The organism is Pelotomaculum propionicicum (assembly GCF_004369225.1).
Classification (GTDB): domain Bacteria; phylum Bacillota; class Desulfotomaculia; order Desulfotomaculales; family Pelotomaculaceae; genus Pelotomaculum_B; species Pelotomaculum_B propionicicum.
On sequence record NZ_QFFZ01000044.1, the window covers coordinates 1 to 26,238 of the forward strand.

The following is a 26,238-nucleotide window of genomic DNA, read 5'->3' on the forward strand; positions in this document are numbered from 1 at the left end:
AAATATTTTGGCAGAGAGCAAAAAATGAGCCGTTACCCTACATATTTATGACAATAAGTGAAGGCCGCAACCCCTTTATTTGCAAGGATTGCGGCCTCTTTTCGCCCTCATAACTGTCAAAGTCAGGGTTATTATAACAGACCACTATTTTGAAAGCAAGTGTAAGTGATGGAGTGATGCCCAGGCGGCAAAAAGCCTATTATTATTAAACCTTCTGGACAACTCTAATTCTGGTTTTATTTTTTCATATTTACAGGTAGAATTAAGAAGGGCAGATCTAAAACCATGTAGAATGAGTAAATATTACAGATCTGCAAACATGTGTATAACTGGTTGACTCAATAACGCCTAAAAAAGGGAATATACCGGAGGAGAATGGATGTATCCACAAACCCATGTTTATTTCGCTGAAGCTATCTTAGGCTACAAGTCAGATCCTGTATCTTTGGGAAGCGTCCTGCCGGATATGCTCATAGGCGAGCACTTTAACCACTGCGAGGCCCACTGCAAAGGGGTGGAAATATATAATTTTCTTACAAAGAACCATGCGCTGCAGGATTTCGGGCAGGCTGTTCTAACCCACGGTTTCACGCCTGAAGGGCTGGATTATTACGGGGACGAGAAATACCTTGACTATGAAAAGGGCTACAGCTTTGAGAAAGCCAGACCTTTTGTCCAAAAGACTATTGAGGCCTGCCGGATCCCGCCGGAAATGGGCTGGTGGAAAGCTCACAACATAATTGAAATGGGTGTTGAGCTAATCGTCGGCTCAGCCGGGCATTACAACGAGCAGCTTAAAAGCGCTTTTACCAATCATGCCCTGGTTTCCGAAGTGAGCGAGATGCTGCAAGACCTCTGGAAAGACAAAAATTTGAGATTCAGCGGCAGGGTTAAAACATTTACAGGCTTTATCGAACTGGAAAAGCCCGGCGTTGAATCGCTGGCTCAGAAATACAAAGTTCAGATGCAGTACAAACACAAGGTGGAAATAGACACGAAAAAAGTTGCCGATCTTATTTACAAAGCGGCTGAGGCTGTCAGCACGGACCTGCAGCATTTCTTTCAAAACACATCGGCTTTAGTCAAGGATAATTTAAAAAGTCTGACAAAACCTTGAGGGTGTTATAGATTGAGGAAAGTTATGTTCTTCTTCTCCCTGATTGTTCTTCTCCTGGTTGCTTCCCGGGACACCGGGTCGGAAGACCAGTTCCCCGGAGCCGTGTCTTCAGGCCGGATGGTTGCAGGTATACCTATGGTTGAAAGCCTGCCGGGACAAGAATACCTTATTGATATTAATGACGGTCAAAGGCTGCTCAGCGACGACCCTGCTGAAATTATGCGGAGGATAGAGCAGCTGAACGAAAGCGATGGTTTTAATATCGTTTTTTTGGGGGACTCAATTGTTTACGGTGACGGGACCAGGGACGAGGGAAAAACAATACCTGCCCTCTTAAAGAAAAAGTTAGCAAGGACGGGACTTGGTCAGGTTGTAAATGTTTTTAACTTTACCCTGCCCAGCGCCGGGCCAGCTGATGTTTACCTGATCACCCGGGAACTGGCAAATGCTAAGGTTGACCTTTTAATATATGATTTTAATGTGGGCTGGCTGGAAAGGGAAACAACTTTAGAGCACCCGGTCCTTTTAAACTTAAGCCGGAACAAAGACCTGAATCCTGAGGATTTTCATGTTTATAATATGGATCAGGTAGTAGTCAACAACTACAATATTTACGAAGAAGATGAGAACCTGACCGACCTGGCGACACCATGGACTGAAAAAGACTGGAATGGAGTTTTTAACCCTGCGGAATACGGTAAGTTTGGCAAGCTGCACCCTGAGTGGAGTGAACAGTGGAAGTATGTCGGAAGCATGATTTCTCTGCTGTGGGAGAATAATATAAATTCCTTGTTTTTCACTAACCCAAGGAACTTTGAACTGCTCGAAAAGTACGATGATATAGATTTTGAGGCCTATTTTTCATCAATGCAGGATATTCTCAGTTACATAGAGGGGTCGGGCATAACCATACTAAACCTGGACTACGTGGTGCCGAGTGAACAATTTGCTGACGTGGTGCACCTGCTGCCAGGTGGAGAAGAGATTGTTTCAGATAACCTATATGATTTTATAATTCAGTTTTTGACTGTTTGATGGTGGGAAACCCTGCTTATATTTTAGGAATGCGGACGGTGCTGACCATCGCCAGTGAGGCGACAATGCCTGCGGCGATTACAAAAGCAGGGAAATTGTGAAGCAGTATAACCAGCACCGCCAGGATAGAACCGCCGATGGTTATCGGTACGCCCTGGAAGTATGAACCGCCGCCGGTAACATTGAACCTGGCCAAACGGAAAGCCCCGCACAGGGTGAAAAAGGCAAAGCAGGCCAGTCCGGCGGGATGCCATTTGTCGGTCATATTGCCATATAACAAGAAAGCTGGCGCTACCCCGAAAGAGACCAGGTCGGCCAGAGAATCGAATTCCTTGCCAAAAGCGGTTGCAGCGTCATAGCGGCGGGCAAGGATGCCGTCGAACCGGTCTAAGACTGCGGCAATAATTATTAATGAGACACTTAACTCAAAGTGATGTTGAAATACCGCAGCGATAGCCATAACCCCGAGCAGTAAATTGGCTGCTGTGCATAAATTCGGTAGTATTTCTATCCTGCTCACATACTTTCTCCTATCATTTAGTGTTTATCCGGCAAAGTGCCGATAATTGTTTCTCCCGCCCTGACTTTGTCTCCCTTTTTAACAAGGAGTTTTGATCCGACTGGAATAAACAATTCGGTGCCGGAGCCAAATTTAATGATTCCGATAATTTCGCCGCAGGACAACCTTTTACCTTCATCCACCCAGCATTTTATTCTACGTGCTATAAATCCTGTGATCTGGCAGACCATTAACTTAAAAGACTGGTTTTCAATGCCAATAAAATTTTTTTCATTAATCTCGGAGGCGTGGTTCTTAAAGGCCGGGATAAAACAACCCGGGCGGTAATACCTGTATTTCACCTCTCCCTGCAGGGGAGAGCGGTTCAGGTGCACATTGTAAATTGATAAAAAGATGTTTACTCTGATAGCTTTATCCTGGATGAACCTTTCCTCAAAGACCTCGTCAATATCCATTATAACCCCGTCGGCTGGTGAGAGAATAAGGTTCTGTTCAGATGGGACGTTCCTTTTAGGGTTGCGAAAGAAGTACAGGGTAAACGCGATCAAAAGCGCCGGTAAGACCATTAGAGCCGGGAAAGTATTATAACAAATGACCAATAATCCCACGAGCGCCAGCAGGTAATGCCAGGTCAGCTTGAGTGTCAGGGCAAACCTGCCCAACATGCTGTTATTGTTATGGTTGGCTGCCATTGTATTTCCCCTTTACAAAATACATATATCTGTTAATCAAAACACCTAGTTTATCATAACCCGTAAGGCAGTCCAATGCAAGAAAAAAGCTTGCCTTAAAATGTAATCCCGTTTGAAAAGAAGGTTGAAACTCCGGAGGACTTGGAAGCACGTTTCTTATATGTTATATTTTCAGTAGGCCGGCTGTAATCCCTGGCGGTTGATAATTTTCGGTGGAGTGCAGTGATTTGAAAGAGGCGCGCTATAACCAGTATTCTGAGCACTTGGTAAAGAAGTTTGGCGAAAAAGTATATAAGCTGCCGGTAAACCTGCCGGGCACCTGTCCCAACCGTGATGGCAGGTCGGGAGTAGGCGGGTGTGTTTTTTGTGATGAAAAGGGGTCGGGTTTTGACTGCCTGCCTGAAACCCTTTCTATAAAGCGCCAGTTGGAGGAAAACAAGGTTTTTTTCCGCAAGCGCTTCAACGCTCAAAAATACATTGTATATTTTCAGGCGTTTACCAATACCTACCTGCCGCTGGACCGTTTTAGAGCAAATATACTAGAGGCAGTGGAAGTGGATGATCTGGTGGGTATTTCGGTCTCAACCAGGCCTGACTGCGTCAACGACCATTACCTTGATTTCCTGCAGGGTGTGCGGGAAGATAAAAAACTTGACATCAACATAGAGCTCGGGCTGCAGACCGTAAACTATCATACCCTGTCCAGGATAAACAGGGGCCACAGCCTGGCGGAGTTTATCGACGCAGTGTTAAGGATCAAAAAACGGGGCTTTGAAACCTGCGCTCACCTGATCCTGAACCTGCCCTGGGATGACAGTTCAGACGCGGTGGAAAACGCTAAAATTCTTTCAGCTTTGGGGATAGAGTACGTTAAGCTGCACTCGCTATATGTGGTCCGTGGGACGCCACTGGGGGATATGTACCAGAGGGGTGAGATTGAAATTACCACGCTGGATGACTATGTGGCAAGGGTAGTGGAATTCCTGGAATATCTTGACCCCGGGATAGTTGTGCAAAGGCTGGTGGGCAAAGGGCCCAGGGCGCAGCTTCTTTTCAGCAACTGGGGCATAAGCTGGTGGCTGGTCAAGCAGAGAATTGAGGACTGTCTGGTCAGGCTCGATACCTTTCAGGGTAAAAAATTTGACTACCTGAACGGCAGCGCGGTGCGGGGCCTTTTATAATAAAATTCTTTGTTTTATCAAGTTAATTCTTATTCAGCCGAAATAGAAATTAGATCAAATATGCTATAAGCATAGATTCACCAGGGTATTACTGAGGAAGGGAGGTCAGCCAGAGGGTAAGGGTTAAAAGACATTAAAGGAGGCCTAGATTGTGAGTTTTGACAAGGTTTTAACTTTGCCGTTCAAAAACGGGGGAATTGTCAAAGTGTTGATTGGCGGTGTGCTTATGATGATCCCCATAGTAAACTTTTTTTCCACGGGCTATATTCTGGAGTGTTTTGAACAAGGTGCTAAAAAAAAGGAAAACATGCCGGAATGGGAAGACTGGGGCAATAAATTTGTCAATGGTTTATTGATAGCGATTATTTCTTTTATTTACATGCTTATTCCAATGATTATCTTTGGTTCAAGTTTTTACAGATTAATGGCCTTTCCCAGGTATCATATGGGTATGGGTATGTCTTTAATCGGCATGTTGGTTTTTCTGGCATTTGCTTTTATGCTGCCGATGGTTACCGCCAATTTCGCTTATAAAAGGAATTTTGGGGCGGCCTTCGAGTTGGGCTATATTTTTCAGTTAATTGGTAAATCACTTGGCAGCTATATTGGAGCTTTTCTTTTGTACATAGTTGCAGGAATTATTTGTATGATTATTGCCATGATCCCCTTTATAGGCTGGCTCTGTATAATGTTTATCAGCTTTTACCTGGGCTGTGTGGGGGGATTCCTGTTCGGCTCGGTATATGGTGACGCCATCAAGGGCCAACAATAAAACAAATACAGCCAGGACGCTTACGTGAGACAAGAGGACAGTTCTCTTGTCTCACTTTTTTTTGTAGTTGAAAAAATTACCTTTGACTCCACTCGGTTCATCGTTTATACTCAATACTCGTGTCCCCCGGGAAATTACCAGTAAGGGGTGATCACATGAAGATGTGGAACAAAATGCTTCAACTAAAGAAGGAGATTGGTATCCTGGCAGGTATGCTGCTTATGGCGCTGGCTCTTTTCCTACACCTGGCCCCGGCGGCAAAAAAGATGCCGCTGCTCCAGGAGAAGCAGCAGGCTGTTATAGCTGCAGAGGAAACAAATGAGCCGGTGTCAGCTGGTGAAAGGGAGATTTCCGTTTCCAGAGGTGATAATATTGACCGTCAGAGTGTCTATATTTTGGCGCAGGTGATTGAAGGCGAGGCGGCTGATGAGCCGTACGAAGGAAAGGTGGCGGTTGGGGCTGTGATTATAAACAGGACCCAAAGTCCCGACTTTCCACACACAATCCCGGGGGTTATCAACCAAATGGGCGCTTTTGAATCTGTCAGCAACGGGCAGAGCCAAAGGCCTTTAAGCAGTGAGTCACTAAACGCCGCGGTAGACGCCATGAACGGGAAGGACCCCAGCGGCGGGGCGCTGTACTTCTGGAACCCGTCCAAATCTACCAGTTCGTGGGTTTGGTCACGTCCCGTAGTCACTCAGATCGGCAGGCATGTCTTTGCCATGTAGCTTTACTGAAGGGAGGCGCTTTGCGCCTCCTGTCCATATAGGTGACTGTAAATCCGGTGGTATAAAAGGACTTTCCTTACGAAATTGCGGGTTTCGGGGAAAGGTATTTGGTCGATGGTGCTGTTGCCGCCCGTCAGGTTTTTACTGGCGACCCATTCCTCGACATTGCCCCTGCCGCCGTTATAGGCTGCCAGTACCAGGACAATATCACCGTGGAATTCTTTTTTCAGGTCGGCGATATACCAGGCCCCAAACCTGATATTTGTGTCAGGATCAAACAGCTGGTCGGGAGCAAAAGCAGGGCTGCCCAGCTGCCGTGCGACCCACTGCCCTGTATCCGGCATGATCTGCATTAAGCCCCTGGCTCCTTTGGGTGAAACCGCGCTGCGGTCAAAGCCGCTTTCCGCTTTCATAATGGAAGCCAGGAGGTACGGGTCAAGATTATAGGCTTCAGCGTGGTTAATCGTAATCTGGCGGTAAGGGAACGGGTAAAAATAGCGCCAGACTTTGTCGGCATTTTGGATAAGTAAGAGCACAATTATAAAAAAGACAATAATTGTCCAGAGTTTTAATTTTCCTTTATTATTTATCCTTCTACGAAAAGCCGCCACTAAATAAATCCTCCGCTTTGTCTTAAAAGAATAGGTTCGATTTTCAAACTGTAGGTTCGGATTTATCGAACTCTCCAGTGGGGACATTCCTCGTCAGTAAAAGGAATACCTAAAATTGAGGAGTGTCCCCTGACCTTAGCCGACTAAAGTCGCACCTGCAATTTTTCACTTCCCACTTCCCACTTCCCACGTCTCACGTCTCATATTATATGCTGATGGGGGGATGGGGATGTTGGCTTTTTATGTCTTGCCAGTGCTGGTCGACTTGTTTGATGGTCTGGTCCGGCGTGCCGCTGTTGTCGATGACGCGGCGGGCGTATTTTAATTTTTCTATCTGGGGCAGCTGGGCGTCGAGGCGGTTCATAACTTCTTGCGGCGCCAGGCCGTCCCTCTTGGCTAACCGCCGCAGTTGTTCCTGCAGGTTGACCTTGACCACCCAAACCTCGTCAACATTGTGCTGCAGGCCGGTTTCAATCAGGAGCGGCGCGTCCACCACCAGCACTCCGGCGGGGCCCAGAAGTTCCGGGTGGTTTTTGTGCCTGCTGACCTCCTGCCGGATCTCTCTGGTGATCCAGGGGTGAATTATATTATTCAGCCTGACTCTTGCCTGCGAGTCGGCAAAAACCACATCCGCCATTTTTTTGCGGTCGAGCTCGCCCCGGGCATTCAGGATGCCGCGCCCGAACTCCTTTGCAATTTCCTCCAAACAGGGCGAGCCGGGCATTACTACCTGCCTGGCCACCTTGTCGGCGTCAATTATTTTCGCCCCCAGTTCAGCCAGACGGCGGGCCACGGTGCTCTTGCCGCTTCCTATATTGCCGGTAAGTCCGATAACAATCATTTTAATCCTCCACAAAAAACATAATCTTGTTACTTCGCTCTAAAGAGTATACTTCCTCTAAAAATATTTTTGTATCAGACTTAACATGATACATAATCCATGTGCCAACAACGGGTTCGGTTCTGCGAATTGTTTTCGCTGTTGAAACATTGTACGCACTAAAGTCACACCTGCAACTTATAAATAACTTATTATGTAATATCCGGGAGCAGATCCATAAACAGAAAAACCGCTGGGTTAACCGGCGGTTTGACATGCGGTTAGAATATTTTAAACATGCCGAGGGTGATTAGGATGAGCCCCGGCAGGATAGCAAGGTGGCGGCCTATACCACAGTTGGTGATAGTGCGGCCCGCCAGCAGGCCCAGGTAAGTCAGGAAGAAGTGCCCCAGCCCTACAACCAGTGCGGTGAGAATAATCGACAGGCCCATCATTGAGACTGCAAAACCTGCGCCCAGGGCGTCCATGGCCAGTGCCGCACCCAGCACCAGAGCTTCACCCGGGGAGATTACTCCGGAACTGTCAAGGTCAGCCCTGGCAGGCTCTCTTAGAATTTGTACGATTAAGCCCAGGGGGCGGATATGGATCTTGATGACTTTACCGGCGCTGTTTTCCTCCCTGCTGTCTTTAGCAGGCGCCTGCCCGCTCCGGTAGGTCTGGTAAAGGACCCACAGCCCGATCAGCACCAGCAGGATGCCGCCTAACCGGTGGGCCAGGCCGGCCGGCATGAAAGACATAAAGAGCTGGCCGCCGAGCATGGAGAAGACAATTGCCGTCACCGAAATCAAACTGATGATCGACAACGATAGCAGAGGTACTTTGATCTGCCTTACGCCGTAGGCAATACCAGCCCCAAATGAGTCAAGGTTCAGCGCCAGCGCGAAAAGGACATAGGAAAGCAGTTCCAAGTCTCATTACCTCCCGCTGCGGTAAATGCCATTACTTTTTTAATCTATGGGGGTAATGATAAGTTGGTTACTGCCAATAGATGTTTGCAAAACCATTTAAAAATAAAAAACCCCCTGTCCCTTCAGGGAGCGAAGGCAGGGTGGTTATTTCTGGCAGGCCGGGCAGTAATAAGAACTGCGCCCGCCCACTTTCTTTCTGGCGATTGGCAGGCCGCAGTGGTGGCAGGGGTTGCCCTCGCGGTTGTAGACACGCAAAAGCTCCTGGTAACTGCCTGCCCTGCCGTCGCCATCGGCAAAATCACGGAAGGTGGTCCCCCTGTTGTCTATACCCTCCAGAATCACATCCCTGATGGCGTGGTGCAGGTTGGCGACCTCACGCGGCGACAGGCTGGTGGCAAGGCGTTCGGGGTCTATCTTAGCCCGGTGCAAGGCTTCGTCAGTGTATATGTTGCCCAGGCCGGCTATAAAAGTCTGGTCTAAAAGCAGCGGCTTGATTCTGGCATGGCGCCGGCGCAGTTCTTTCTTTAAAAAGTCTCTGGTAAAAAGTTCATCCAGCGGCTCAATGCCCAGGTCTTTGTACCCGGCCAGGTCACCCACGGACGAGGAGGGTACCAGCCAGATCCGGCCAAACTGCCTTATGTCCGTGAACTGCAGCCTGCAGCCGTTATTCAGGCGGAAGATGACATGGGTATGCTTCGGAACAGGCTTGTCTTCCGTGCAGTAAACAAGCCGCCCGGTCATGCGCAGGTGTACTATGAGAGTGTAGCCGTTGTTTAGATATAATAGAAGGTATTTGCCGCGCCTGCCGATTTTATTAATTGTTTTATCCCTGAGGATCTCTTTAAACTCATCAGGCTCCGGCGTCCGTATCACTTTAGGGAGAAAGACCTGGACATCTGTAAACTTCAGCCCGGCCAGTTTTGGCTGCAGTGTCCGCCTTACGGTCTCCACTTCCGGCAGCTCCGGCACTATCCCATCTCCTTAAATTTTTTTCACGTCGTACCAATTTGCTCCTATTTTCATATCTACCACGAGGGGGACATCCATGACCAGGGCATTTTCCATGCAGCGTTTGACAAGCTCCTTAAGGCTCTCCAGTTCTGCCGCGGGAGTGTCGAAGATCAGTTCGTCGTGCACCTGCAGGATCATTTTAGCCTGGAGGCCGTGCTCAACCAGCTCACGCTGGATGTTGACCATGGCCAGCTTGATAATATCGGCGGCGCTGCCCTGGATGGGTGTGTTCATGGCGGTGCGCTCGCCAAAGTTGCGCAGGGTGCGGTTCGGGCTGAACAGGTCCGGCAGGTAGCGCCGCCTGTTTAATAGTGTGGTGACGTAACCCTTTTCCCTGGCTTCCCGCACCACCCTGTCAATATATGCTTTAACCCCGGCATAGCGGGCGAAATAGTTTTCAATGTAACGCCTGGCTTCCTGCCGTCCCACCTTGATGCTCCGGTCCAGGCCGAAATCGCTGAGGCCGTATATAATCCCGAAGTTTACCGCCTTGGCCCGGCCGCGCATTTCCCTGGTCACCTCTTCCGGCGCCACCCCAAAAACTTCAGCTGCTGTTCTGGTGTGAATATCTTCCCCCTTTTTAAAAGAATCTATCAACACCGGATCACCGCTGATGTGGGCCAGTATGCGCAGTTCGATCTGAGAGTAGTCCGCGGTCAGCAGCAGGTTGTCCGCGCTGGACGGGACGAAAACTTTTCTTATTAAACGTCCTGCTTCCAGCCTGATCGGTATGTTCTGCAAATTGGGGTCTGAGCTGGAAAGTCTCCCGGTAGCTGTCACAGTCTGGTGGAAAGTTGTGTGCAGGCGCCTGGTTTCAGGGTTGATCAGGACAGCCAGCCCGTCGGTGTAGGTGGACTTCAGCTTCATCAGCTGGCGGTATTCCAGTACTTTGGCCACGACTTCGTGAGACATGGCCAGCTCTTCCAGCACCTCCGCGTCAGTGGAGTAGCCGGTCTTGGTCTTTTTCACCACCGGCAGCTTTAATTCCTCAAATAATATTTTCCCCAGCTGTTTGGTCGAGTTGATGTTAAAGATCTGGCCGGCCATCCTGTATATCTCCCCTTCCAGATCTTTGATCTGCAGGCCGAGTTCTTTGGACATATCCTGCAGTTGTTTTTTATCAACAGCCACTCCGTTGATCTCCATGGCGGCTAAAACCTCGACCAGCGGCAGTTCCACATCGTAAAACAGCCGGTCCTGTTCCAGCCGTTTCAGCTTCTCCTCCAGCAGCCGGGCCAGCTCGAGGACACAAAGCGCCCTGGCCGGCAGTTCTTCCTCGCCGCCGGGCAGCACCGCGTTTAAATGCTCCAGTGAGACATCTTCAAGCTCCCTGTTGGGGGAGGCCGGGTTGAGCAGGTAGGCGGCGATCATAGTGTCAAAGGCCAGGCCGGCGAGCTTGATGCCTCTCTTATGCAGCAGCCAGATCAATTTTTTTCCGTCGTGGCAATATATTTTAACAGTGGGGTCTTCACAGACAGCCCGCAAAACGGCCAGAGCCTGCTCCCGGAAGTGCGCGCCGGTGCCCTGCTCAGCGTCCAGGCCGGCGAACAGATTGCCGCCTTCCTGGGGATCTTCCTGCCGCCAGTCGCCCTGCGGCTGCAGGTTAAGCAGGTAAGCCCGGTCCTCGTTTAATACAAAGCCCGCCCCCGCCAGCGCCCCGCCGGCGTTACAGGCGCAGGACAGGGCCAGGCGGCCTGATTTTCTGGCGGCCTTGACAAAACTGTTCAGCCGGCTGGTGGTGTCCAGCTTCTGGTAGGTTACCGGGTATGTTTCCAAATCCGGTTCGGACAGGGCCTGTTTGCCGGTTTTGGCGCCCTGTTTTTTGTATTTTTGTTGCTCTCCCGCCCCGTCCCTGGCTTTCTGGTAGATCGATTTGATCAGCGACTTGAATTCCAGCTTTTTAAAAATCTCAAGGAGCTCTTTGTAATCAGGTCCCTGCCAGCGGCACTGTTCGAGATCTATCTCTACCGGGACCTCCCGGTGTATGGTTGCCAGCCTTTTTGACATCTCGCCCTGCTTTCCGGCCGAACTGACCAGCGCAGCGGTACGGCCGCTCAGTTCAGCGGCGTGGGCCAGGATTTCTTCCAGCGAACCGTATTCTTTCAGCAGCCGTGCAGCGGTTTTTTCACCTATCCCCGGGATGCCCGGTATATTGTCCGAGGGGTCGCCGGTCAGCCCCTTAAAGTCGGTGTACTGCCGCGGGGTAACGCCGTACCTGTCCCAGACCTTGCCTTCGTCATATTCATCCAGCTCACTGATGCCCTTTTTAGTGAGCCTCACCCTGGTCAGGGGGGAAACCAGCTGCAGGGCGTCCCGGTCGCCTGTCACAACAACACTCTTCAAGCCTGCCTGCTCCGCCCTGGCAGTAATGGTGCCGATCAGGTCGTCCGCCTCAAATCCTTCGATTTCATAAATTTTTATACGCATAGCTTTTAGAACGTCTTTCAATACCGGAAACTGCGGCCGCAAATCTTCCGGTGTGGCGCTGCGGTTGGCTTTGTAGTGCTCATAGTCATCATGGCGGAAAGTCACCCTGCCTTTGTCAAAAGCTACCACAAGCCGGGCGGGAGACTCTTCGGCGATTATTTTCATCAGCATGTTGGTAAAACCGTACACCGCGTTGGTCACCAGCCCCTGGCTGGTAGAGAGCGGGGGGATGGCGTGAAAAGCCCGGTGGGCCAGGCTGTTGCCGTCTATGATGATCATCAGTTCATTAGACATAATTAAACACCTGCCTTAATCTTTCTATTATTTCACCGTCAGGGTTAAAATACCTGCCGCAAAAGGATGATTAACGCCGTGCGGAAAACTTGAAGGACTTTACTGGGTTAGGGCGAATTAAACAATTACCAGGAATTTTTTAAAATAATTTCTAAATTGAGGTGATTGAGTTTGTTGAAGAGAGCCCTTTTGTCATTAGTCCTGGGCCTTGTCCTTTTTTTCTCAGCCAGCATTGTATCAGGGTTCGCGGCAGAAAACCAAGCGTTGGATATGCTGGATCTGGAAGAAGTTATTAGTGATGTTAAACTCTTTTACATCAAAGAACCTGATCAGGACACCATGGTCCGGGGCGCAATTGAAGGGCTGTTGGAAAGTTTAAAAGACCCGTATACTGAATATCTTTCTCCGGAAGATTTAAAGTATTTTAAGAGTTCAGTTGAAGGCGACTACGTTGGTATCGGCGTGCAGATTCAGCCCGCCGGAGACTACCCGAAGGTGGTAAATACAATTGAAGGCACACCCGCCAGCGCCGCCGGGATTAAACCAGGTGACCTGGTGGTTAAAGTGAACGGCAGAGACATAGCCGGGGAGCCGCTGGGGAAGGTTGTGGGAGAAATAACCGGTGAGGCCGGCACCAAGGTCCGTTTAACCATCCGCAGGGAGGGGCTTAAGGATATTGACCTGGAATTGGTCAGGTCCAATATTTCAACTCCTACAGTAACCAGCAGGGTCGTAGAAGGGGAAATCGGCCTGATCCGCATCAAGATATTTGGCGAGTCCACGGAGGATGAGTTCCAAAAAGCGCTGGATGACTTAATCAGCAAGGGAGTCAAGAAGCTGATCCTGGACCTGAGGGACAACCCGGGCGGCATGCTCGAATCAGCAGTTGACATCACCAGCGATTTTGTTGAGCCCGGCCAGGTCGCGGTCAGCACTGTTGACCGCAGCGGCAGGCGCGAGGAATATCTCACTGAGGGCACACCAGCCGGCAAAGACATGCCCATTGTAGTGCTGGTCGACGAATACAGCGCCAGCGCCTCCGAAGCGCTGGCAGGAGCGCTGCAGGACTACGGGCACGCTACTCTGATCGGAGGCAAAACTTATGGGAAGGGCACTGTCCAGGTGGTTATACCGCTGAGTGCGGGAGGGGTGCTTAAAATTACCACCGCCAAATATCACACCCCCAAAGACAGGGTTATTGACGGGACGGGGCTCATGCCGGACATCCAGGTCCTGACCCCTTACCTGCCGCAGGCTGTGGCGCAGCGTTACCTCAAAAATGCGGACACAAACATTATCACTCTGGAAGTTGGTAAAAACGGTTCAACTGTAAACGGGACAGAGGTCAAAAGCGGCCGGGTAATCCAGCAGGAGGGAGCGTCATACCTGCCCCTGCGGCTCATGTTTGAAGCGCTTGGCTACCGGGTAGACTGGCAGCAGGGCGATGGTTCCATCAAAGTTACAGGTTTTCAAAAGGAAGCAATCTTCCACCCGGGTGGCGGGCGTTTTACCATCAACGGGCATGACTACCCGCAGGGCGCTCCTCTTTTGACAATAGACGGTGAGACTTACGTGCGGGATACTGTATTTAGCCTGTTTGACATCAGTCAAAAACAGGAGGGCAGTAAAATTACCTTTGAGAAAAAACCATAATTATGATATAAATATGATTGTTTGGATAAAAATAATTGCCACAGAGGCATAACTTATTGGAGAGGTGTACATATAATGCCCGGAACCGAAAAGTCATGTCCCTGCGGCAGCGGAAAGCCGTATGAAAAATGTTGTGGCCGGGGGACAGTTTTTTATTCCCTGGACCAGGTGAGGTGGCGGCGCGCCGGACAGGATTTGCGGCGCAGCCTCGGACAATTTGCCGACAAGACGACTTTATCCTGGGACGCCGCGCGGGCTCAGGATATTTACCTGGGATGTCTGGACCCGGCGCTGGTGGACAGTGACGATGATTTCATCATGGAGCGCTGTTTTGAGTGGTTTATTTTTGATTATAAGCTGACCAGCGGCCGGACGGTGATCGATACCTTCCGGAAAGAACAGCCTGCCGGTTCGGACCAGCGTCAGGACCAGTTGCTTAAAGACTGGTCAAGTTCCCGCATCTCCCTGTATGAAGTGTCATCTGTGCTGCCTAACGAAAGCATTATCATCAAAAACCTTTTGGAACCCGGGGAAGTAACAATCAGCGATGTGAACGCCGCGGGGGAGATTGAAGCAGGCAATATCCTGCTGATCAGGATCCTCAAGGTGGGCAGCGAATACGAGTTTTCAACCAGCGGCCTGGCATTGCCCGCCAGGTTCAAGGAACTCTTATTGAAGAAGCTGCGGCAGGACCGGGAGCAATATTATAAAGAGAAAAAAAACAATCCCCGCGGCTGGGCATCCTACCTTAAAGAAAGAGCCCATATCATCAACGCCTGGGTATTAGGTCTCGGCGGGCCTGAGCCGGGCGCCGGGAGGGTACCCGCAGGGAAAAAGGGGACTGAGCGCAGGACAGTCCTGCCTATCTTAAACTGGCGGGAAGTGCTTGATGTCATCAAACAGGAAGGCTGCTTTGGCCTGATTGGCGAGGTTAAAGACGCGTCAGGAATTTTTCGGCAGGCCACGGCGGCTATACTCGGCAAAGACCACCATGCCAAAGAGCGGGAAGAGGCAGGGGCGGCGCGGGGCGGCAAAGCTGTTCTGCGCCCGGTTATCGGCAACCTGATCCTGACGCCCCGTTTTGTGATTGTGAGCGCAGGTTCCCCGGACCTGCTGTCGGAGTGCAGGGATATTTTAAATTATTTTTTTAAGGGGTCTATTATCGGGGAAACAAACCGCAATGCGCCGGTTAATTCCCTCAGAGAGGTTTCCGAATACAACTGGGCGTCGCCCGGGCACGCCGCGGTGGCCGCCGCTGTCCAGGACGGCATGCAGGCGCTGGGGTACAGCCTGAAACAACAGGAGCAAGCCGTAAAGCTCTGGTTTGATTACTGTTCAGCCGGGAGGCCGGTCATTCGCAAGCCTTCACTGTGGGCGGCCGCTGTAATATACGCCCTCTCCTGGGTAAAGTCGGAGCGTGACCTCAAACAGCGGGAGCTGGCCGGCCGGTACGGCCTGCCGCCTTCAGCACTGTCTTACAGGTTCAGGCTGCTGCGCAGGGCACTGAACCTGGTGGCCCGCGACAGCCGCTACGTGACTGAAAAATCGGAATAAACAAATAAATATTAATGCGGAGGGGTGCTGGTCCTGACTGAAATAATTGAACAGGTGATCAAGATCATAACTAATTATATAGCAGCGCTGGGGTACTGGGGGGTAGCCATAGGCATGGCTATCGAAAGCGCCAACATACCGCTGCCCAGTGAAGTGATCCTGCCGTTCGGTGGTTACCTCGCCTACACCGGCAGGCTGGAATTTTACCGGGTCGTTTTAGCCGGGACAGTCGGAGGCACAGTGGGGTCAGTGCTTTCCTATTACCTGGGACTGAAAGGAGGCCGCCCCTTTTTAATCAAGTACGGGCGCTACTTCGGCTTTTCCTTCAAGCACCTTGAAATGGCTGACCGCTATTTTGCCCGCTATGGCGAGGCTACAGTATTTTTTACCCGCTTAATGCCGATCGTCAGGACCTTTATCTCACTGCCGGCCGGTATTTCCGGCATGAATTTCAAAAGGTTTGTGGTATACACCTTTTTAGGTTCACTGCCCTGGAGCCTCCTCCTGGTTTACGTCGGGCTCAAGCTGGGCCAGAACTGGCATGCCATCTCACCATGGTTTCACAAGCTGGACGTGGTCATTGCCGCGGGCATCGTGGCGCTGGTCATATATTTCTGGCGGGCCCGGCAAAAGCGGTCATAATATCAGCTCTAGTAAAGTAAACTTCTCTCTTTTCCCACAAATTAACACAAATATTCCCATCTGCAGTGTAATATTTTATAAATAAATCTAGAAATATGGTTTATTGCGCATACTAGATAATGCCATTTAAACCATTTTGTTTTTTATTTCGAAGGGGGCGCTCTTTTTGTCTGAACCTAAATTGCCCAGGATCACAAATATCTGGTCAAAGGTTGTGGAAAACGAAGCAGGCAGCCTGTTTACCAGAGTAGTTGTGGAGTCTACCGGGCCCTTCGCCTGCCATGCCCGCGCACAAGGCGGCGGTTTGGTCCTGGAGGCATCCGGCGTGGTGGCTAATATGCCGGAAGGCTCTATGGATGTCAGCGACGGTCTGGTGCGGGAAATAACCCTGGCCCAGACTTGCCCGGACGCCGCTGAGATCACCATAGCCACCGATCACCCGGCAGGATATGATCTGGCAGTTACCGGAGGAATACCTGTAAGGACGGTAGTAAATTTAGAGCGCAGCTTTTTGCACGGGCTTTTTAGGGACAAAAAGATAATAGTTGACCCCGGACACGGCGGAGCTGACCCGGGCGGCAGGGGGCCGGTAAACCTGCTGGAGAAGAACGTGGTATTGCTGATAGCTAAAGAGCTGAAGCGATTGCTCGAAAAGGCCGGCGCCAAGCCGGTTTTAACCAGGACCGGGGACGAATCCCTCACCAGTGCCGACCGGGTTGGTATCGCGAAAAAAGAAAAAGCCGACCTTTTCCTGGGCATCCACACCCATGCCGCCAAGGACTGTAAAGTGGGCGGCACGGCGGTGCGCTACAGAGTGAACAGCCCTGAGAGTTCAGATGCCGCGGAACTGATCGGGGAAGAACTGGTCAAAAAGCTGAAGCTGGCCGACAGGGGCAAGAAAGAAATGCACAAATACACCGGTTTAGGCAGTGTGCCGGCGGTAGAGGTAGAGGTTGTGACCATCACCAACTGGGTGGAAGAAGGCCTTTTACGCAGCCCGACCGTCCATAAAAAAGCGGCACAAGGTATTTTCAACGGAGTAAAGAACTACTTTGCAGCCGGCACCGCGCAAAAGCAGGTGAAAGTATGATCTCAGGCAGGATACCCGTCAGGACGCATATCATCACCGAAGAAGACAATATCGTGGATGTGGTGAAAAAATACACCGGGGAAATAGCCGGGCCGGGCGACATTATCGCCGTGGCGGAAAGTGTGGTGTCCATCACGCAGGGCAGGGCCATCCTGCCCGAAAAGGTCAAACCAGGCCTTCTGGCCAGGTTTTTATGCCGCTTTCCCGGCAAAGACGGCAGCCTGGCCACCCCCCAGGCGATGCAGCTGGCTATCGAGGAAACAGGCGTGCCGCGCATTTTTTTAGGCGCCACCGCCGCCGCCCTCGGCAAAGTAATCAGGCGCAAGGGAGACTTTTACCGGGTGGCCGGCCGCCACCTGACCCTGATCGACGACGTGGCCGGCACCATGTGGCCTTTTGAGAGGCACATCATCCTGGGCCCTAAAAACCCCCGCGGCATAGTGGAGGAGATCAGGGAGAAGACAGGTGTGGAGGCGGTAATAGTAGATGTGAACGACATCGGCAACGTGGATATCCTCGGCGCGTCCAGCGGCATCAACCAGGCCGACCTGATCAGGGACCTCAAAGACAACCCTTTCGGCAATGATGACCAGCAAACCCCCATAGTAATTCTGAAGATGGTAAATTAATCGCACCTGCGATTTGCAGAATACGTTGGGGACATACCTCTCCACTGAGAAAGGCCAAAGCCAGAGGTGTGTCCCCTGACCGCTGTCCCGCCGGGAGGCGGGTTTTTGTTTGCCTGGGTGGAATAAATTGCGCCTCGTTTGAAATAATAGCTCTAAGCGAGGAGGTGTAGCATGAAGAGGATTAAACTGCTTCCTGTCCTTATCTTAGTACTGGCAGTGGGGATGACGCTGCCGGCGGGCTGCGGAGCGGCAAGAAAGCCGGTGCCGCAGAACCAGGCCAACGATATTTACCAGGCTCCCGCTCCTGCCCCGGAACCTATGCCAACCAGCCCCGTTGAGGTCAGTAAAATATCTTCTGACTTATCCGGCGCCGCGGCCCGGGTGGCTGGGGTAAACAGCGCCACGGTGGTAATCACCGGCACAACAGCTTATGTGGGTATTGACCAGAAGGCGGGCCTGGAGAAAAGCGAGACTGACAGGATCAAGCGGGAAGTCACCGATGCGGTGAAGAATGCGGAACCGCGCGTGACGGCGGTCTTTGTCAGCAGCGACCCGGATATTGTTGCCCGTTTGCGCCGGATTGCGGGCGGGGTTGCGGCCGGGCAGCCTGTGTCATCCTTCGCCGGTGAACTCACTGAGATTGCCAGGCGGCTTGCTCCATCCAACATGTAAAAGGACCGCATTTTTTTAATGCGGTTTTCATTTTGGGGGTAAAGATGCCATTAATATAAAATTTAAAATCATAATTACCATCTTTACAGCGGTGTTAATTTTTCCGGTGGCGGTCTCGGCGGCGCCCCCCAGGGTAACGGCTGATTCGGCTATCCTGGTTGATGTCGAGTCCGGGCAGGTGTATTTTGCCAAAAACCAGGCCAGGCGGTCAGACCCGGCCAGCTTGACCAAAGTCATGACAGCTGTCGTCGCTCTGGAAAACGGGAACCAGGATGATATAGTGACAGTGGGAAGCCTGGCTGCCTCCGTCTCAATGGGCTCGATCATAGATTTAAGAAAGGGTGAGAAAATCACCCTGGGCGAACTGGTTAAAGCGGCTCTGGTGACTTCAGCCAACGATTCCACCGTTGCCATCGCTGAGCACGTGGGCGGCGGCCATGACCGCTTTATTAAAATGATGAATTACAAGGCAAAAGCTTTAGGGCTGTTTGGCACCAGGTTTGTCAACACTAACGGCTACCATGACCCCAATCACTATACCACCGCCGCTGACCTGGCCGTGCTGACCAGGTATGCCCTCGGCATCCCCAGGTTTAACGAACTGGTGCAGACCAGGGAGACAACAGTGCAGTGGGTGGACCCTCCCCAAAGAGAGGAGAAGCTGCGCAACAGCAACCGCCTGCTGTTCGGAGTATATGAGGGAGTGGACGGGGTGAAAACCGGCACTACCCCCATGGCCGGCAACTGCCTGATCGCTTCGGCCAGCAGGGAAGGCCGCCGCCTGATCGCCGTGGCGCTGCACAGTGACGACCGCTACCGGGATTGCATCAACATGTTCGATTACGGCTTTAATGTGGTACAGCCGGTTGTGGTCTTTAATCAGGGTGAGGCGGCAGCCGGTACGCCTGTATCAGGGGGGAAGAGCCCGGCGGTGAACCTTTGCGCGGCGGAAACGCTGGAAATCAGGCTTGACCCGGCTGACCTGCCGCAGCTGGAAAAGAAAATTGTACTTCAGGCTGCCCCGGCGGCGCCGGTGCGGCAGGGACAGAAGTTAGGCGAGTGTGTCTGCTTGCTGAGAGGGCAGGAACTGGGCAGGGTCAGCCTGGTGGCTGAGTCCGCCGTGCCCAGGCGTTCATGGCACAAGCGCCTGCTGGACAAGTTTTGAGCCACGGCGTATATGATTACCAGCGAGATTACCCGGTCTTGGACACGGGGCAGGCTTGACTTTTGCCGGGTTATCGTTGATAATATATATTACTGGGCGGGTAGTTCAGTGGGAGAACGTCTGCTTGACACGCAGAAGGTCGTAAGTTCAATTCTTATCCCGCCCACCAGCGAAATCAAGCCCTGCGGGGCTTGTATTTTTATACGACAACTTATCATTACAGGAGGATGAAAAATGGATCAAAAGGAAATTGATGAAATTAACAAAAACATACCTTTTGTGGATGCGAAAATTTATTGGGATGGAAGCGAATGGACTTCCCCGCTGTGGGAACGCCTGAGTAAAATAGGGTGGAAAATATTTAGACCGGAAGAAGATTCGGAAATGGTTGTTATCCAGGATGATACCGGGAGGACTTTGAATATTGCCCAAAACCGGTTAGAGATGCTGAAACAATTGGTTAATATTGCAATTTAATCAATATAACTGCCACAGAATTAAAAGAGGCGAATAAGCCCCGCTCTTTCCATGAACGGGGCTTTTTTTCATTTTGGACATCAAAAGTTCATAATAGCTGCACGGTTTTTTTTCTTTAAAAAGGAAATAGTCTTCGCGGGCCGAATAAAATGGCATACGGGGGGGTGAAAAATGAAAAAAGAGCACATGTTGACGAGGGTTTGTGAAACGATAAATAAGGAAACAGAAATAATTATTCGAGTCTGCCTGGCTGAAAGATGGTGCGGTTATGATATTGTGAGGCTAAGCGAGTGTGACGGTAAAAATGAATGCGGTGTTAAGCAGTGTGAGTTTATTTATAATGAAGAAGAGGCCGCTTTCGACCAATTAATTGCAGAATACTTAGAGCAGCAGGATATCAGGGAAAAGATCCGGGAGAATATTAAATACTCAAACTTCTAGTCCAAAACAAGCCCTCCGGCTGCGGCCGGGGGGGACTTGTTGGACTGTCTAAAGTTTCTGCCGGCTTAGAATGTACCCCCATAATTGCTGATAATGTTTACCGCATGATCAGCCTTGTCGTTGGCGGTAGTGAGCGTCAACAAAAACTTGTTAGCGGCGACACTGTAATTGCCGGACTCAGTGCCTGCTACATTCAGGTCCCCCGAGGCATTGTTTAAATCGGTGACGGCGCCGTATCGGGCAATCGGCTGGGCGTCATCCAAGGTGAAAGGGTTCTCATAGCTGGGGTCCTGATTGGTGTTGTTATCAAATACCTGCTGGACACTGGTTGAGCCCAGACCTTCATTCTGGAGCGTTTTAGCGGCCTTATACGCTGTGTCGCCGTCAGAAAAATAGGCTACGATTGTTTTTTCATCATGCATTTTAAGCCACCTCTTTTTGCATAGTGTGGCTTTTGCACTATTTTTTATTCAAAACAACGGGAACTTATTATGGTCGGGCCTCCAGTATAAACGAAAAGTACTGTCCCCCATTTGCGTAGCCAGCAAAGCAAATCAAGAACCGTCCCCGATTTGCCCTTAGAGGATCTGGATGGAGTCGTCGTGGCCGGTGAGCTGCTCCAGGCCGGTTTCGGTTACAACGAGTGTGTCTTCTATACCGACGGCGCCCTCGTTGGGAAAGACAAACTTTGGCTCCAGGGCAAAGGCCATGCCGGGCTGGAGGATGATATGGTGGTTCCTGGCGATAACCGGTAGTTCGTCAAGTTCCAGGCCTGTCCCGTGCCCGACGAAGTTAACACCGCTCCCGAATCCCATGTACTGCTCTGACAAACCAGCCTTTTGCACCATTTGGTACGCGCTGTAGTAAAGGTCTTTTCCGTCAGAGCCCGGCTTTGCTTCCCTCATAAAAAATCGCTTAATTTCCAGGGAAATGTTGTGAGCCAAGGTCAGCTTATCAGAAACCTGGCCAAAGGAAAAGATCCTGGTGTGATCTGATATGTAGCCGTTGACAACGGTTGCGTAATCGACCACAATGGGCTCGTTGCGGCCGATTTTTTTATACCCGGCGCTTTGCGGAAAAGAAGGGTTCAGCCCGGCGCCGCCGGTAGGCCCGTTAAAAAAGCTGGGACAGGCCGCGGTCCACCCCGACATCAGGTGGCCCATATGCGCTTCCTGGTTGAAAGCCCTGACGCGCAGGGCGCCCTGGTGACCCCTTTCTCTCATATACTGCTCTATTCTGCCGGCCAGCTCAACTTCACTCATCCCTACCCGCAAAAACGAGGGCACCTGACTGAACATCTCCGTGCTCAGGCGGGCCGAATCTTTCAGGCGGTCGATTTCATAAGGTGACTTGATCATCCTGGTCTTCCTGATTTCCTCCGACACATCCACAACTTCCATAGGTTTGAGCAATTCCTTATATCTGAAAAACAGGTTGGCCGGCAGGACATCCATTTCCAGCCCAACCCTGGAACTGCCTTTAAAGTATTTTTCAATGCCGCTCCTTACAGCAGCCAGGTTTTTTAATTGGGTAACCCTATCCAGGGCACTCTCCTTGAGAGCCCTTTCATAACTTTTCCGGACCATCATGAGCGGTTCGCCCTGTGCCGGGATCATTAAATGAGCGTCCTGACAGGTGCCGCTGAAATAAAAAAGGTCCGCATTTTGGATGATCAGCGCCAGGTCAACACCCGCCGCGCGCAGGCGCTCCTGGAACCTCCGGATCCTACCGTACAACTCCTCACGTGGTGTGAGATGATGCTGTGTGTTTCTGGGCATTTAACCTTTCCTCCCGTCCTGGTTGTGGCGTTCAAAAACAAAAAAATAATGCGGTTTGTCATTAACATTTTTCATTTCACTAAAAAACCTAAAAATTCCTTTTGAGAAAGCAATAATTTTTTAAATTAAACCGTTAAAGCAAGCAATTCTTGAACAAGAGAGGACACAGCTTGGCGGTGGAACCATGTGGCAAAATGAACATATCATGGTATATGAGTATTCGGACTGGAGGAAGTTTTATGATCTACCAGGAAGTCAGCTGGATCCGGGCCAACGCAGGGAAGCTATGCCCACAGGCAAAAAAGGCCGCCCTGGAATGGTATCGCCCGTTAAAGAAGGTCCCCTGTTTTTTACAGAAACCATTCAAGTATTTAAAGCAGCTCTGGCGTAAAATACCGGTTATAGTTCAGCTGGAAAAAACCCGTTCAGAGGATATTTCAATTAAAGATTTCGCTGATTCGCTGGGCTGCGTTGTTCACCGGGAGCTCGGGTTAATCCATTCGTTTGCCACCAGAGTGGGCCCGAAACAGCTGGAATTGCTGTCCCAAAACAGCCTGGTCAGAAAGATCTGGTATGACCGTGAGGTTAAGGCCGTGCTTGACGTGGCGGCCCCTGTAGTCCAGTCGCAGATTTTATGGGAGCGTTCTTTGACCGGCAGGGGGATTGTAGTGGCGGTCCTGGACACCGGGATTTATGAACACCCCGATCTTGCCGGGCGGATCGTGGCCTTTAAAGATTTGGTCAAACAGAAAACAGACCCTTACGACGACAACGGGCACGGTACCCACTGTGCCGGGGATATCGGCGCTGACGGCAGCCAATCCGGTTCTCTCTACCGCGGGCCTGCCTATGAGGCCGGCTTAGTTGGCGTCAAAGTGCTGAATAAGATGGGTTCGGGCAGCCTTTCGACGGTTATTGAAGGAATTCAGTGGTGCATAGACAATAAAGAGTCCCTGGGTATCAGAGTGCTGAGCATGTCACTGGGCAGCAGCGCCACGGAGTCCCATGTCAGCGACCCGGTTTGCCAGGCGGTGGAGGCGGCCTGGTCGCGCGGGATTGTAGTCTGTGTGGCCGCCGGTAACGAAGGCCCGGAGGCCGGCACGATCAGTTCCCCGGGTATATCCCCGCAGGTGATCACTGTCGGCGCCCTGGATGATAATAACACTGTTGACGGCAGTGATGACCAGGTGGCCGATTTTTCCAGCCGCGGCCCCACCATTGATGGTCTGGTAAAACCTGACGTGCTGGCCCCGGGGGTAAATATAATTTCTTTGCGCTCGCCGGGCGCCAAGCTTGATAAACAAAACAAAAGCGCAAGAGTGGATAAATGGTACTTTTCGCTTTCAGGCACATCCATGGCCACCCCCGTTTGTGCCGGTGTGGTCGCTCAAATCCTGCAAAGCGATACCTCACTGACACCCGACCAGGTCAAAGCCAGGTTAATAAACAGCGCCCAAAAAATACCCGCCCTAGACCCCAACACCCAAGGCGCCGGCCTAATAACCGCCAATTGGGAAATGAGAAGTAACCAAAGATAATTAACAAAAAGCCATCAAGACCAAAAAGGAATGCTTATATTCTCACGTCCCACTTCTCACGTCCCACTTCCCAATCACGCGGGCCGGGAGTTTTTGGGGCTGCGGTTGCGCTCGTGCTTGCTGAGAATCCGTTTGCGCAGGCGCAGGTTTTTTGGGGTGATTTCCAGCAGCTCATCTACACCGATATACTCCAATGCTTCTTCCAGGCTGAACTGTCTGGGTTCCTCCAGGCGCAAAGCAGCCTCGGCGGTGCTGGAGCGCATGTTGGTCAAATGTTTTTTCTTGCAGACGTTGACCTCCAGGTCCTGATCCCGGGTATGCTCGCCCACGACCATACCCTCGTAAACCCGGGCGCCGGGGGTTATAAACAATACACCGCGGTCCTGCACGGTGTGCAGTCCGTAAAGGGTGGCTTCGCCAGATTCGAAGGCGATCAGCACTCCCTGGTAGCGCTCCCTGATTTCACCCTTGTAAGGCTCATAACCCAGGAAGAGGTGGCTCATCACCCCGTGCCCCCTGGTCTCGGAAAGCAGCTGAGAGCGCAGGCCGATCAAACCACGGGCGGGTATCTTGAATTCCAGCCTTAGCTGGTCAGGGCCAAGGGAACCCATGTTGACCATTTCACCTTTTCTGGCTCCGATAATTTCCATGACCACGCCCATTTTCTCCTCAGGAATATCCACCATCAGCAGTTCCATTGGTTCCATCAATTGCCCGGCGTCCCGGCGCAGGATAACCTCCGGCTTGGACACCTGCATTTCAAACCCTTCCCGGCGCATGGTCTCGATTAAAATAGACAGGTGAAGCTCACCGCGCCCGCATACCTGAAAAGCATCAGGACTGTCGGTTTCCGCCACCCGCAGGCTGACGTTCTTCTCCATCTCCTTGAAAAGCCTGGCCCGGAGGTGCCGGGATGTTAAATATTTGCCGTCCTGGCCGGCGAAAGGGCTGTCGTTGACCATAAAGGTCATCTGCAGGGTAGGCTCATCCACGGTAATAGGCTCCAACTGCTCCGGCTGGACCCTGCAGGCCACCGTTTCTCCGATCCTGATATCTTCCAGTCCGGAAAAAGCTACAATTTCACCGCAGGCAGCCTCAGTTACCGCTGTCCGTTCCAGCCCCTCGAAAATGTACAAAGAGACGATGCGGCCCTGGCGCAGGTTTCCGTCGTGGTCGATAACAGCTACCTGCTGGCCGGCGGAGATCTTGCCCCGTTTAATACAGCCAAGCCCCATCCTGCCTACAAAACTGTCGTATTCGGTATTGTTCACCAGCAGCTGCAGAGGTTCGTCCGGCTCACCGGCCGGCGCAGGTATGTGTCTAATAATGGCTTCAAAAAGCGGCTGCATGTTTTGGCCCGGCAGGCCGGGATCAGTGGTGGCGGTGCCATATTTGGCCGAGGTGTAAATAATGGGGAAATCCAGTTCCTCGTCGCCGGCGTCAAGGTCGATAAACAAATCCAGCACCTCGTCCACTACTTCTGAAACGCGGGCGCCTTCCCGGTCCACTTTATTTATAACCACTATAGGTTTCAAATTTAGCTGCATGGCCTTGCGCAGTACAAACCTGGTCTGAGGCATGGTGCTTTCAAAGGCATCCACCAGCAGCAGGACGCCGTCAACCATTTTTAAAACCCGCTCAACCTCACCCCCGAAATCGGAGTGGCCCGGGGTATCCACAATATTTATCTTGATATCACCGTAGCGCACCGAAGTATTCTTGGCCAGGATCGTGATGCCGCGCTCTCTTTCCAGGTCATTGGAGTCCAATATCCTTTCGGCTACCTGCTGGTTTTCCCTGAAAATACCGCTCTGCTTAAGCAGGGCGTCCACCAGGGTGGTTTTGCCGTGGTCCACGTGAGCTATGATGGCAATATTTCTGAAATTGTTTTCTGACACCAAAGCTGCCACCTCCCTCCAAACCTTATCAGTATATCAGGTTTAAGGAAATAAAAAAAGCACGGCTTATAACAAGCAGAGCTGACGCATGAAAATGTTTTTTAAATCTTGCGGGGTCTGGAATTGACGTTTTCGCAACTATTGCCTATTCGGTTATTCCAAAAATCACCGGTTTATCCGTATCAACACATCCTTAACTAAACCGTTTCTGCTCGTTTTAGCATGCCGGACATCTTCAACGGAAAGACGAGTAGCGCCGCGCAACCGCTGCCTAAGCTGTCTGTATCAGTTCAATTCGCTATGCCGCCAAACGGCTTGTTTTCCAATTTTCTTCGCGCACTAGTCGCAATTGACCGGGAGATTCGGTCAGCCGGCGAAGCCGCCCTGTATCCAACTCACTATAGGTCATAGCTTCATAAAACTTCTTGATGAAAGACTGAACCCCGACTGTTTTGACATGTTCCGTCAGGTAAAGCGAATGAAGCGCCATTTCATTTAACATACGGGCGATATGCATGAGGTAATGATACCCCCGCATCGCATTCCAGTCATGTGAAAAAATGT

General features: G+C 51.2%; 26 protein-coding genes and 1 tRNA gene. 16 read left to right on the forward strand and 11 right to left on the reverse strand.

The genetic code is table 11. The features are described from left to right. The first annotated feature begins 379 nt into the window (after window positions 1-379). Both Pmgp_RS15140 and Pmgp_RS15145 read left to right on the forward strand, forming a co-directional pair. Window positions 380-1,117, forward strand: coding sequence for a hypothetical protein (locus Pmgp_RS15140; protein WP_134214836.1), 738 nt, complete (start codon window positions 380-382; stop codon window positions 1,115-1,117). A 12-nt stretch (window positions 1,118-1,129) separates the two neighbouring features. Beyond that, window positions 1,130-2,152 carry an SGNH/GDSL hydrolase family protein gene (locus Pmgp_RS15145; RefSeq protein ID WP_134214838.1) on the forward strand — a complete coding sequence of 341 codons (1,023 nt, stop codon included), beginning with the start codon at window positions 1,130-1,132 and terminating at the stop codon, window positions 2,150-2,152. Between the two features lie 16 nt (window positions 2,153-2,168). Here Pmgp_RS15145 and pssA read toward each other — a convergent pair whose 3' ends face one another. Both pssA and Pmgp_RS15155 read right to left on the reverse strand, forming a co-directional pair. Then, window positions 2,169-2,672, reverse strand: a complete 504-nt coding sequence (pssA, locus tag Pmgp_RS15150; RefSeq protein ID WP_134214840.1) for a CDP-diacylglycerol--serine O-phosphatidyltransferase — start codon at window positions 2,670-2,672, stop codon at window positions 2,169-2,171. 17 nt (window positions 2,673-2,689) lie between these two features. Further along, entirely contained in the window at window positions 2,690-3,364 is a 675-nt protein-coding gene (locus Pmgp_RS15155; protein WP_134214842.1) for a phosphatidylserine decarboxylase family protein, read from the reverse strand. A 227-nt stretch (window positions 3,365-3,591) separates the two neighbouring features. Here Pmgp_RS15155 and mnmL point away from each other — a divergent pair, with 227 nt between their 5' ends. The 3 genes from mnmL (at window position 3,592) to Pmgp_RS15170 (ending at window position 6,045) form a co-directional block, all read left to right on the forward strand. Continuing rightward, the gene (mnmL, locus tag Pmgp_RS15160; RefSeq protein ID WP_134214877.1) at window positions 3,592-4,545 is read left to right on the forward strand and encodes a tRNA modification radical SAM protein MnmL/YtqA; all 954 of its coding nucleotides are present in this window, start codon (window positions 3,592-3,594) and stop codon (window positions 4,543-4,545) included. A gap of 151 nt (window positions 4,546-4,696) precedes the next feature. After that, window positions 4,697-5,317: a DUF4013 domain-containing protein gene (locus Pmgp_RS15165; RefSeq protein ID WP_134214844.1), complete on the forward strand. Its 621-nt coding sequence runs from the start codon at window positions 4,697-4,699 to the stop codon at window positions 5,315-5,317. 155 nt (window positions 5,318-5,472) lie between these two features. Further along, the gene (locus Pmgp_RS15170) at window positions 5,473-6,045 is read left to right on the forward strand and encodes a cell wall hydrolase (RefSeq protein ID WP_427910042.1); all 573 of its coding nucleotides are present in this window, start codon (window positions 5,473-5,475) and stop codon (window positions 6,043-6,045) included. A 2-nt stretch (window positions 6,046-6,047) separates the two neighbouring features. On the opposite strand, the gene Pmgp_RS15175 is transcribed toward Pmgp_RS15170, so the two are convergent. The 5 genes from Pmgp_RS15175 to polA form a co-directional block, all read right to left on the reverse strand. After that, on the reverse strand, window positions 6,048-6,656 hold the full coding sequence (locus Pmgp_RS15175; protein ID WP_243119889.1) for a lytic transglycosylase domain-containing protein: 609 nt from the start codon (window positions 6,654-6,656) through the stop codon (window positions 6,048-6,050). Between the two features lie 205 nt (window positions 6,657-6,861). After that, window positions 6,862-7,497 (reverse strand): dephospho-CoA kinase, encoded by a 636-nt coding sequence (gene coaE / locus Pmgp_RS15180; RefSeq protein WP_192902956.1) that lies wholly within the window; start codon window positions 7,495-7,497, stop codon window positions 6,862-6,864. A gap of 260 nt (window positions 7,498-7,757) precedes the next feature. Then, entirely contained in the window at window positions 7,758-8,405 is a 648-nt protein-coding gene (ytaF, locus tag Pmgp_RS15185) for a sporulation membrane protein YtaF (RefSeq protein WP_134214848.1), read from the reverse strand. A 144-nt stretch (window positions 8,406-8,549) separates the two neighbouring features. Beyond that, entirely contained in the window at window positions 8,550-9,374 is an 825-nt protein-coding gene (mutM, locus tag Pmgp_RS15190) for a bifunctional DNA-formamidopyrimidine glycosylase/DNA-(apurinic or apyrimidinic site) lyase (protein WP_134214850.1), read from the reverse strand. A 12-nt stretch (window positions 9,375-9,386) separates the two neighbouring features. After that, a complete protein-coding gene (gene polA / locus Pmgp_RS15195; protein WP_134214852.1) occupies window positions 9,387-12,137 on the reverse strand; it encodes a DNA polymerase I in 2,751 nt (916 codons plus the stop codon). A 171-nt stretch (window positions 12,138-12,308) separates the two neighbouring features. On the opposite strand from polA, the gene Pmgp_RS15200 reads away from it, so the two are divergent. The 10 genes from Pmgp_RS15200 to Pmgp_RS15245 all read left to right on the forward strand — a co-directional run bounded on the left by Pmgp_RS15200 (window position 12,309) and on the right by Pmgp_RS15245 (window position 20,460). After that, window positions 12,309-13,790 (forward strand): S41 family peptidase, encoded by a 1,482-nt coding sequence (locus tag Pmgp_RS15200; RefSeq protein WP_134214854.1) that lies wholly within the window; start codon window positions 12,309-12,311, stop codon window positions 13,788-13,790. Between the two features lie 75 nt (window positions 13,791-13,865). Next, window positions 13,866-15,344, forward strand: coding sequence for an SEC-C domain-containing protein (locus tag Pmgp_RS15205; RefSeq protein WP_134214856.1), 1,479 nt, complete (start codon window positions 13,866-13,868; stop codon window positions 15,342-15,344). A 33-nt stretch (window positions 15,345-15,377) separates the two neighbouring features. After that, window positions 15,378-15,986 carry a DedA family protein gene (locus Pmgp_RS15210; protein WP_427910044.1) on the forward strand — a complete coding sequence of 203 codons (609 nt, stop codon included), beginning with the start codon at window positions 15,378-15,380 and terminating at the stop codon, window positions 15,984-15,986. 166 nt (window positions 15,987-16,152) lie between these two features. After that, window positions 16,153-17,076, forward strand: a complete 924-nt coding sequence (locus Pmgp_RS15215) for an N-acetylmuramoyl-L-alanine amidase family protein (RefSeq protein WP_134214858.1) — start codon at window positions 16,153-16,155, stop codon at window positions 17,074-17,076. Next, window positions 17,073-17,705 (forward strand): coenzyme F420-0:L-glutamate ligase, encoded by a 633-nt coding sequence (locus Pmgp_RS15220; protein ID WP_134214860.1) that lies wholly within the window; start codon window positions 17,073-17,075, stop codon window positions 17,703-17,705. The genes Pmgp_RS15215 and Pmgp_RS15220 overlap by 4 nt, the downstream gene beginning before the upstream one ends. A 171-nt stretch (window positions 17,706-17,876) precedes the next feature. Continuing rightward, a complete protein-coding gene (locus tag Pmgp_RS15225; protein WP_134214862.1) occupies window positions 17,877-18,377 on the forward strand; it encodes a YhcN/YlaJ family sporulation lipoprotein in 501 nt (166 codons plus the stop codon). Between the two features lie 106 nt (window positions 18,378-18,483). Then, on the forward strand, window positions 18,484-19,542 hold the full coding sequence (locus tag Pmgp_RS15230; protein ID WP_243119891.1) for a D-alanyl-D-alanine carboxypeptidase family protein: 1,059 nt from the start codon (window positions 18,484-18,486) through the stop codon (window positions 19,540-19,542). Between the two features lie 94 nt (window positions 19,543-19,636). Continuing rightward, window positions 19,637-19,711 (forward strand) — tRNA-Val (locus Pmgp_RS15235). A 65-nt stretch (window positions 19,712-19,776) separates the two neighbouring features. Continuing rightward, a complete protein-coding gene (locus tag Pmgp_RS15240; RefSeq protein WP_134214866.1) occupies window positions 19,777-20,019 on the forward strand; it encodes a hypothetical protein in 243 nt (80 codons plus the stop codon). A 171-nt stretch (window positions 20,020-20,190) separates the two neighbouring features. Continuing rightward, window positions 20,191-20,460 (forward strand): hypothetical protein, encoded by a 270-nt coding sequence (locus tag Pmgp_RS15245; protein ID WP_134214867.1) that lies wholly within the window; start codon window positions 20,191-20,193, stop codon window positions 20,458-20,460. Window positions 20,461-20,525: 65 nt separating this feature from the next. Here the strand turns inward: Pmgp_RS15245 and Pmgp_RS15250 are convergent, their stop codons facing one another. Together Pmgp_RS15250 and Pmgp_RS15255 are read right to left on the reverse strand one after the other, a co-directional pair. Continuing rightward, window positions 20,526-20,882 carry a hypothetical protein gene (locus tag Pmgp_RS15250; protein ID WP_134214869.1) on the reverse strand — a complete coding sequence of 119 codons (357 nt, stop codon included), beginning with the start codon at window positions 20,880-20,882 and terminating at the stop codon, window positions 20,526-20,528. A gap of 156 nt (window positions 20,883-21,038) precedes the next feature. Further along, on the reverse strand, window positions 21,039-22,238 hold the full coding sequence (locus Pmgp_RS15255) for a M24 family metallopeptidase (RefSeq protein ID WP_134214871.1): 1,200 nt from the start codon (window positions 22,236-22,238) through the stop codon (window positions 21,039-21,041). A 239-nt stretch (window positions 22,239-22,477) separates the two neighbouring features. Between Pmgp_RS15255 and Pmgp_RS15260 the strand changes: the two genes are divergently transcribed. Beyond that, on the forward strand, window positions 22,478-23,776 hold the full coding sequence (locus Pmgp_RS15260; protein ID WP_134214873.1) for a S8 family peptidase: 1,299 nt from the start codon (window positions 22,478-22,480) through the stop codon (window positions 23,774-23,776). Between the two features lie 74 nt (window positions 23,777-23,850). Here Pmgp_RS15260 and typA read toward each other — a convergent pair whose 3' ends face one another. After that, window positions 23,851-25,677 carry a translational GTPase TypA gene (gene typA, locus Pmgp_RS15265; RefSeq protein WP_134214875.1) on the reverse strand — a complete coding sequence of 609 codons (1,827 nt, stop codon included), beginning with the start codon at window positions 25,675-25,677 and terminating at the stop codon, window positions 23,851-23,853. Between the two features lie 295 nt (window positions 25,678-25,972). Next, on the reverse strand, window positions 25,973-26,238 hold a 266-nt coding region (locus tag Pmgp_RS15270), incomplete at its 5' end, for a hypothetical protein (RefSeq protein WP_205078032.1).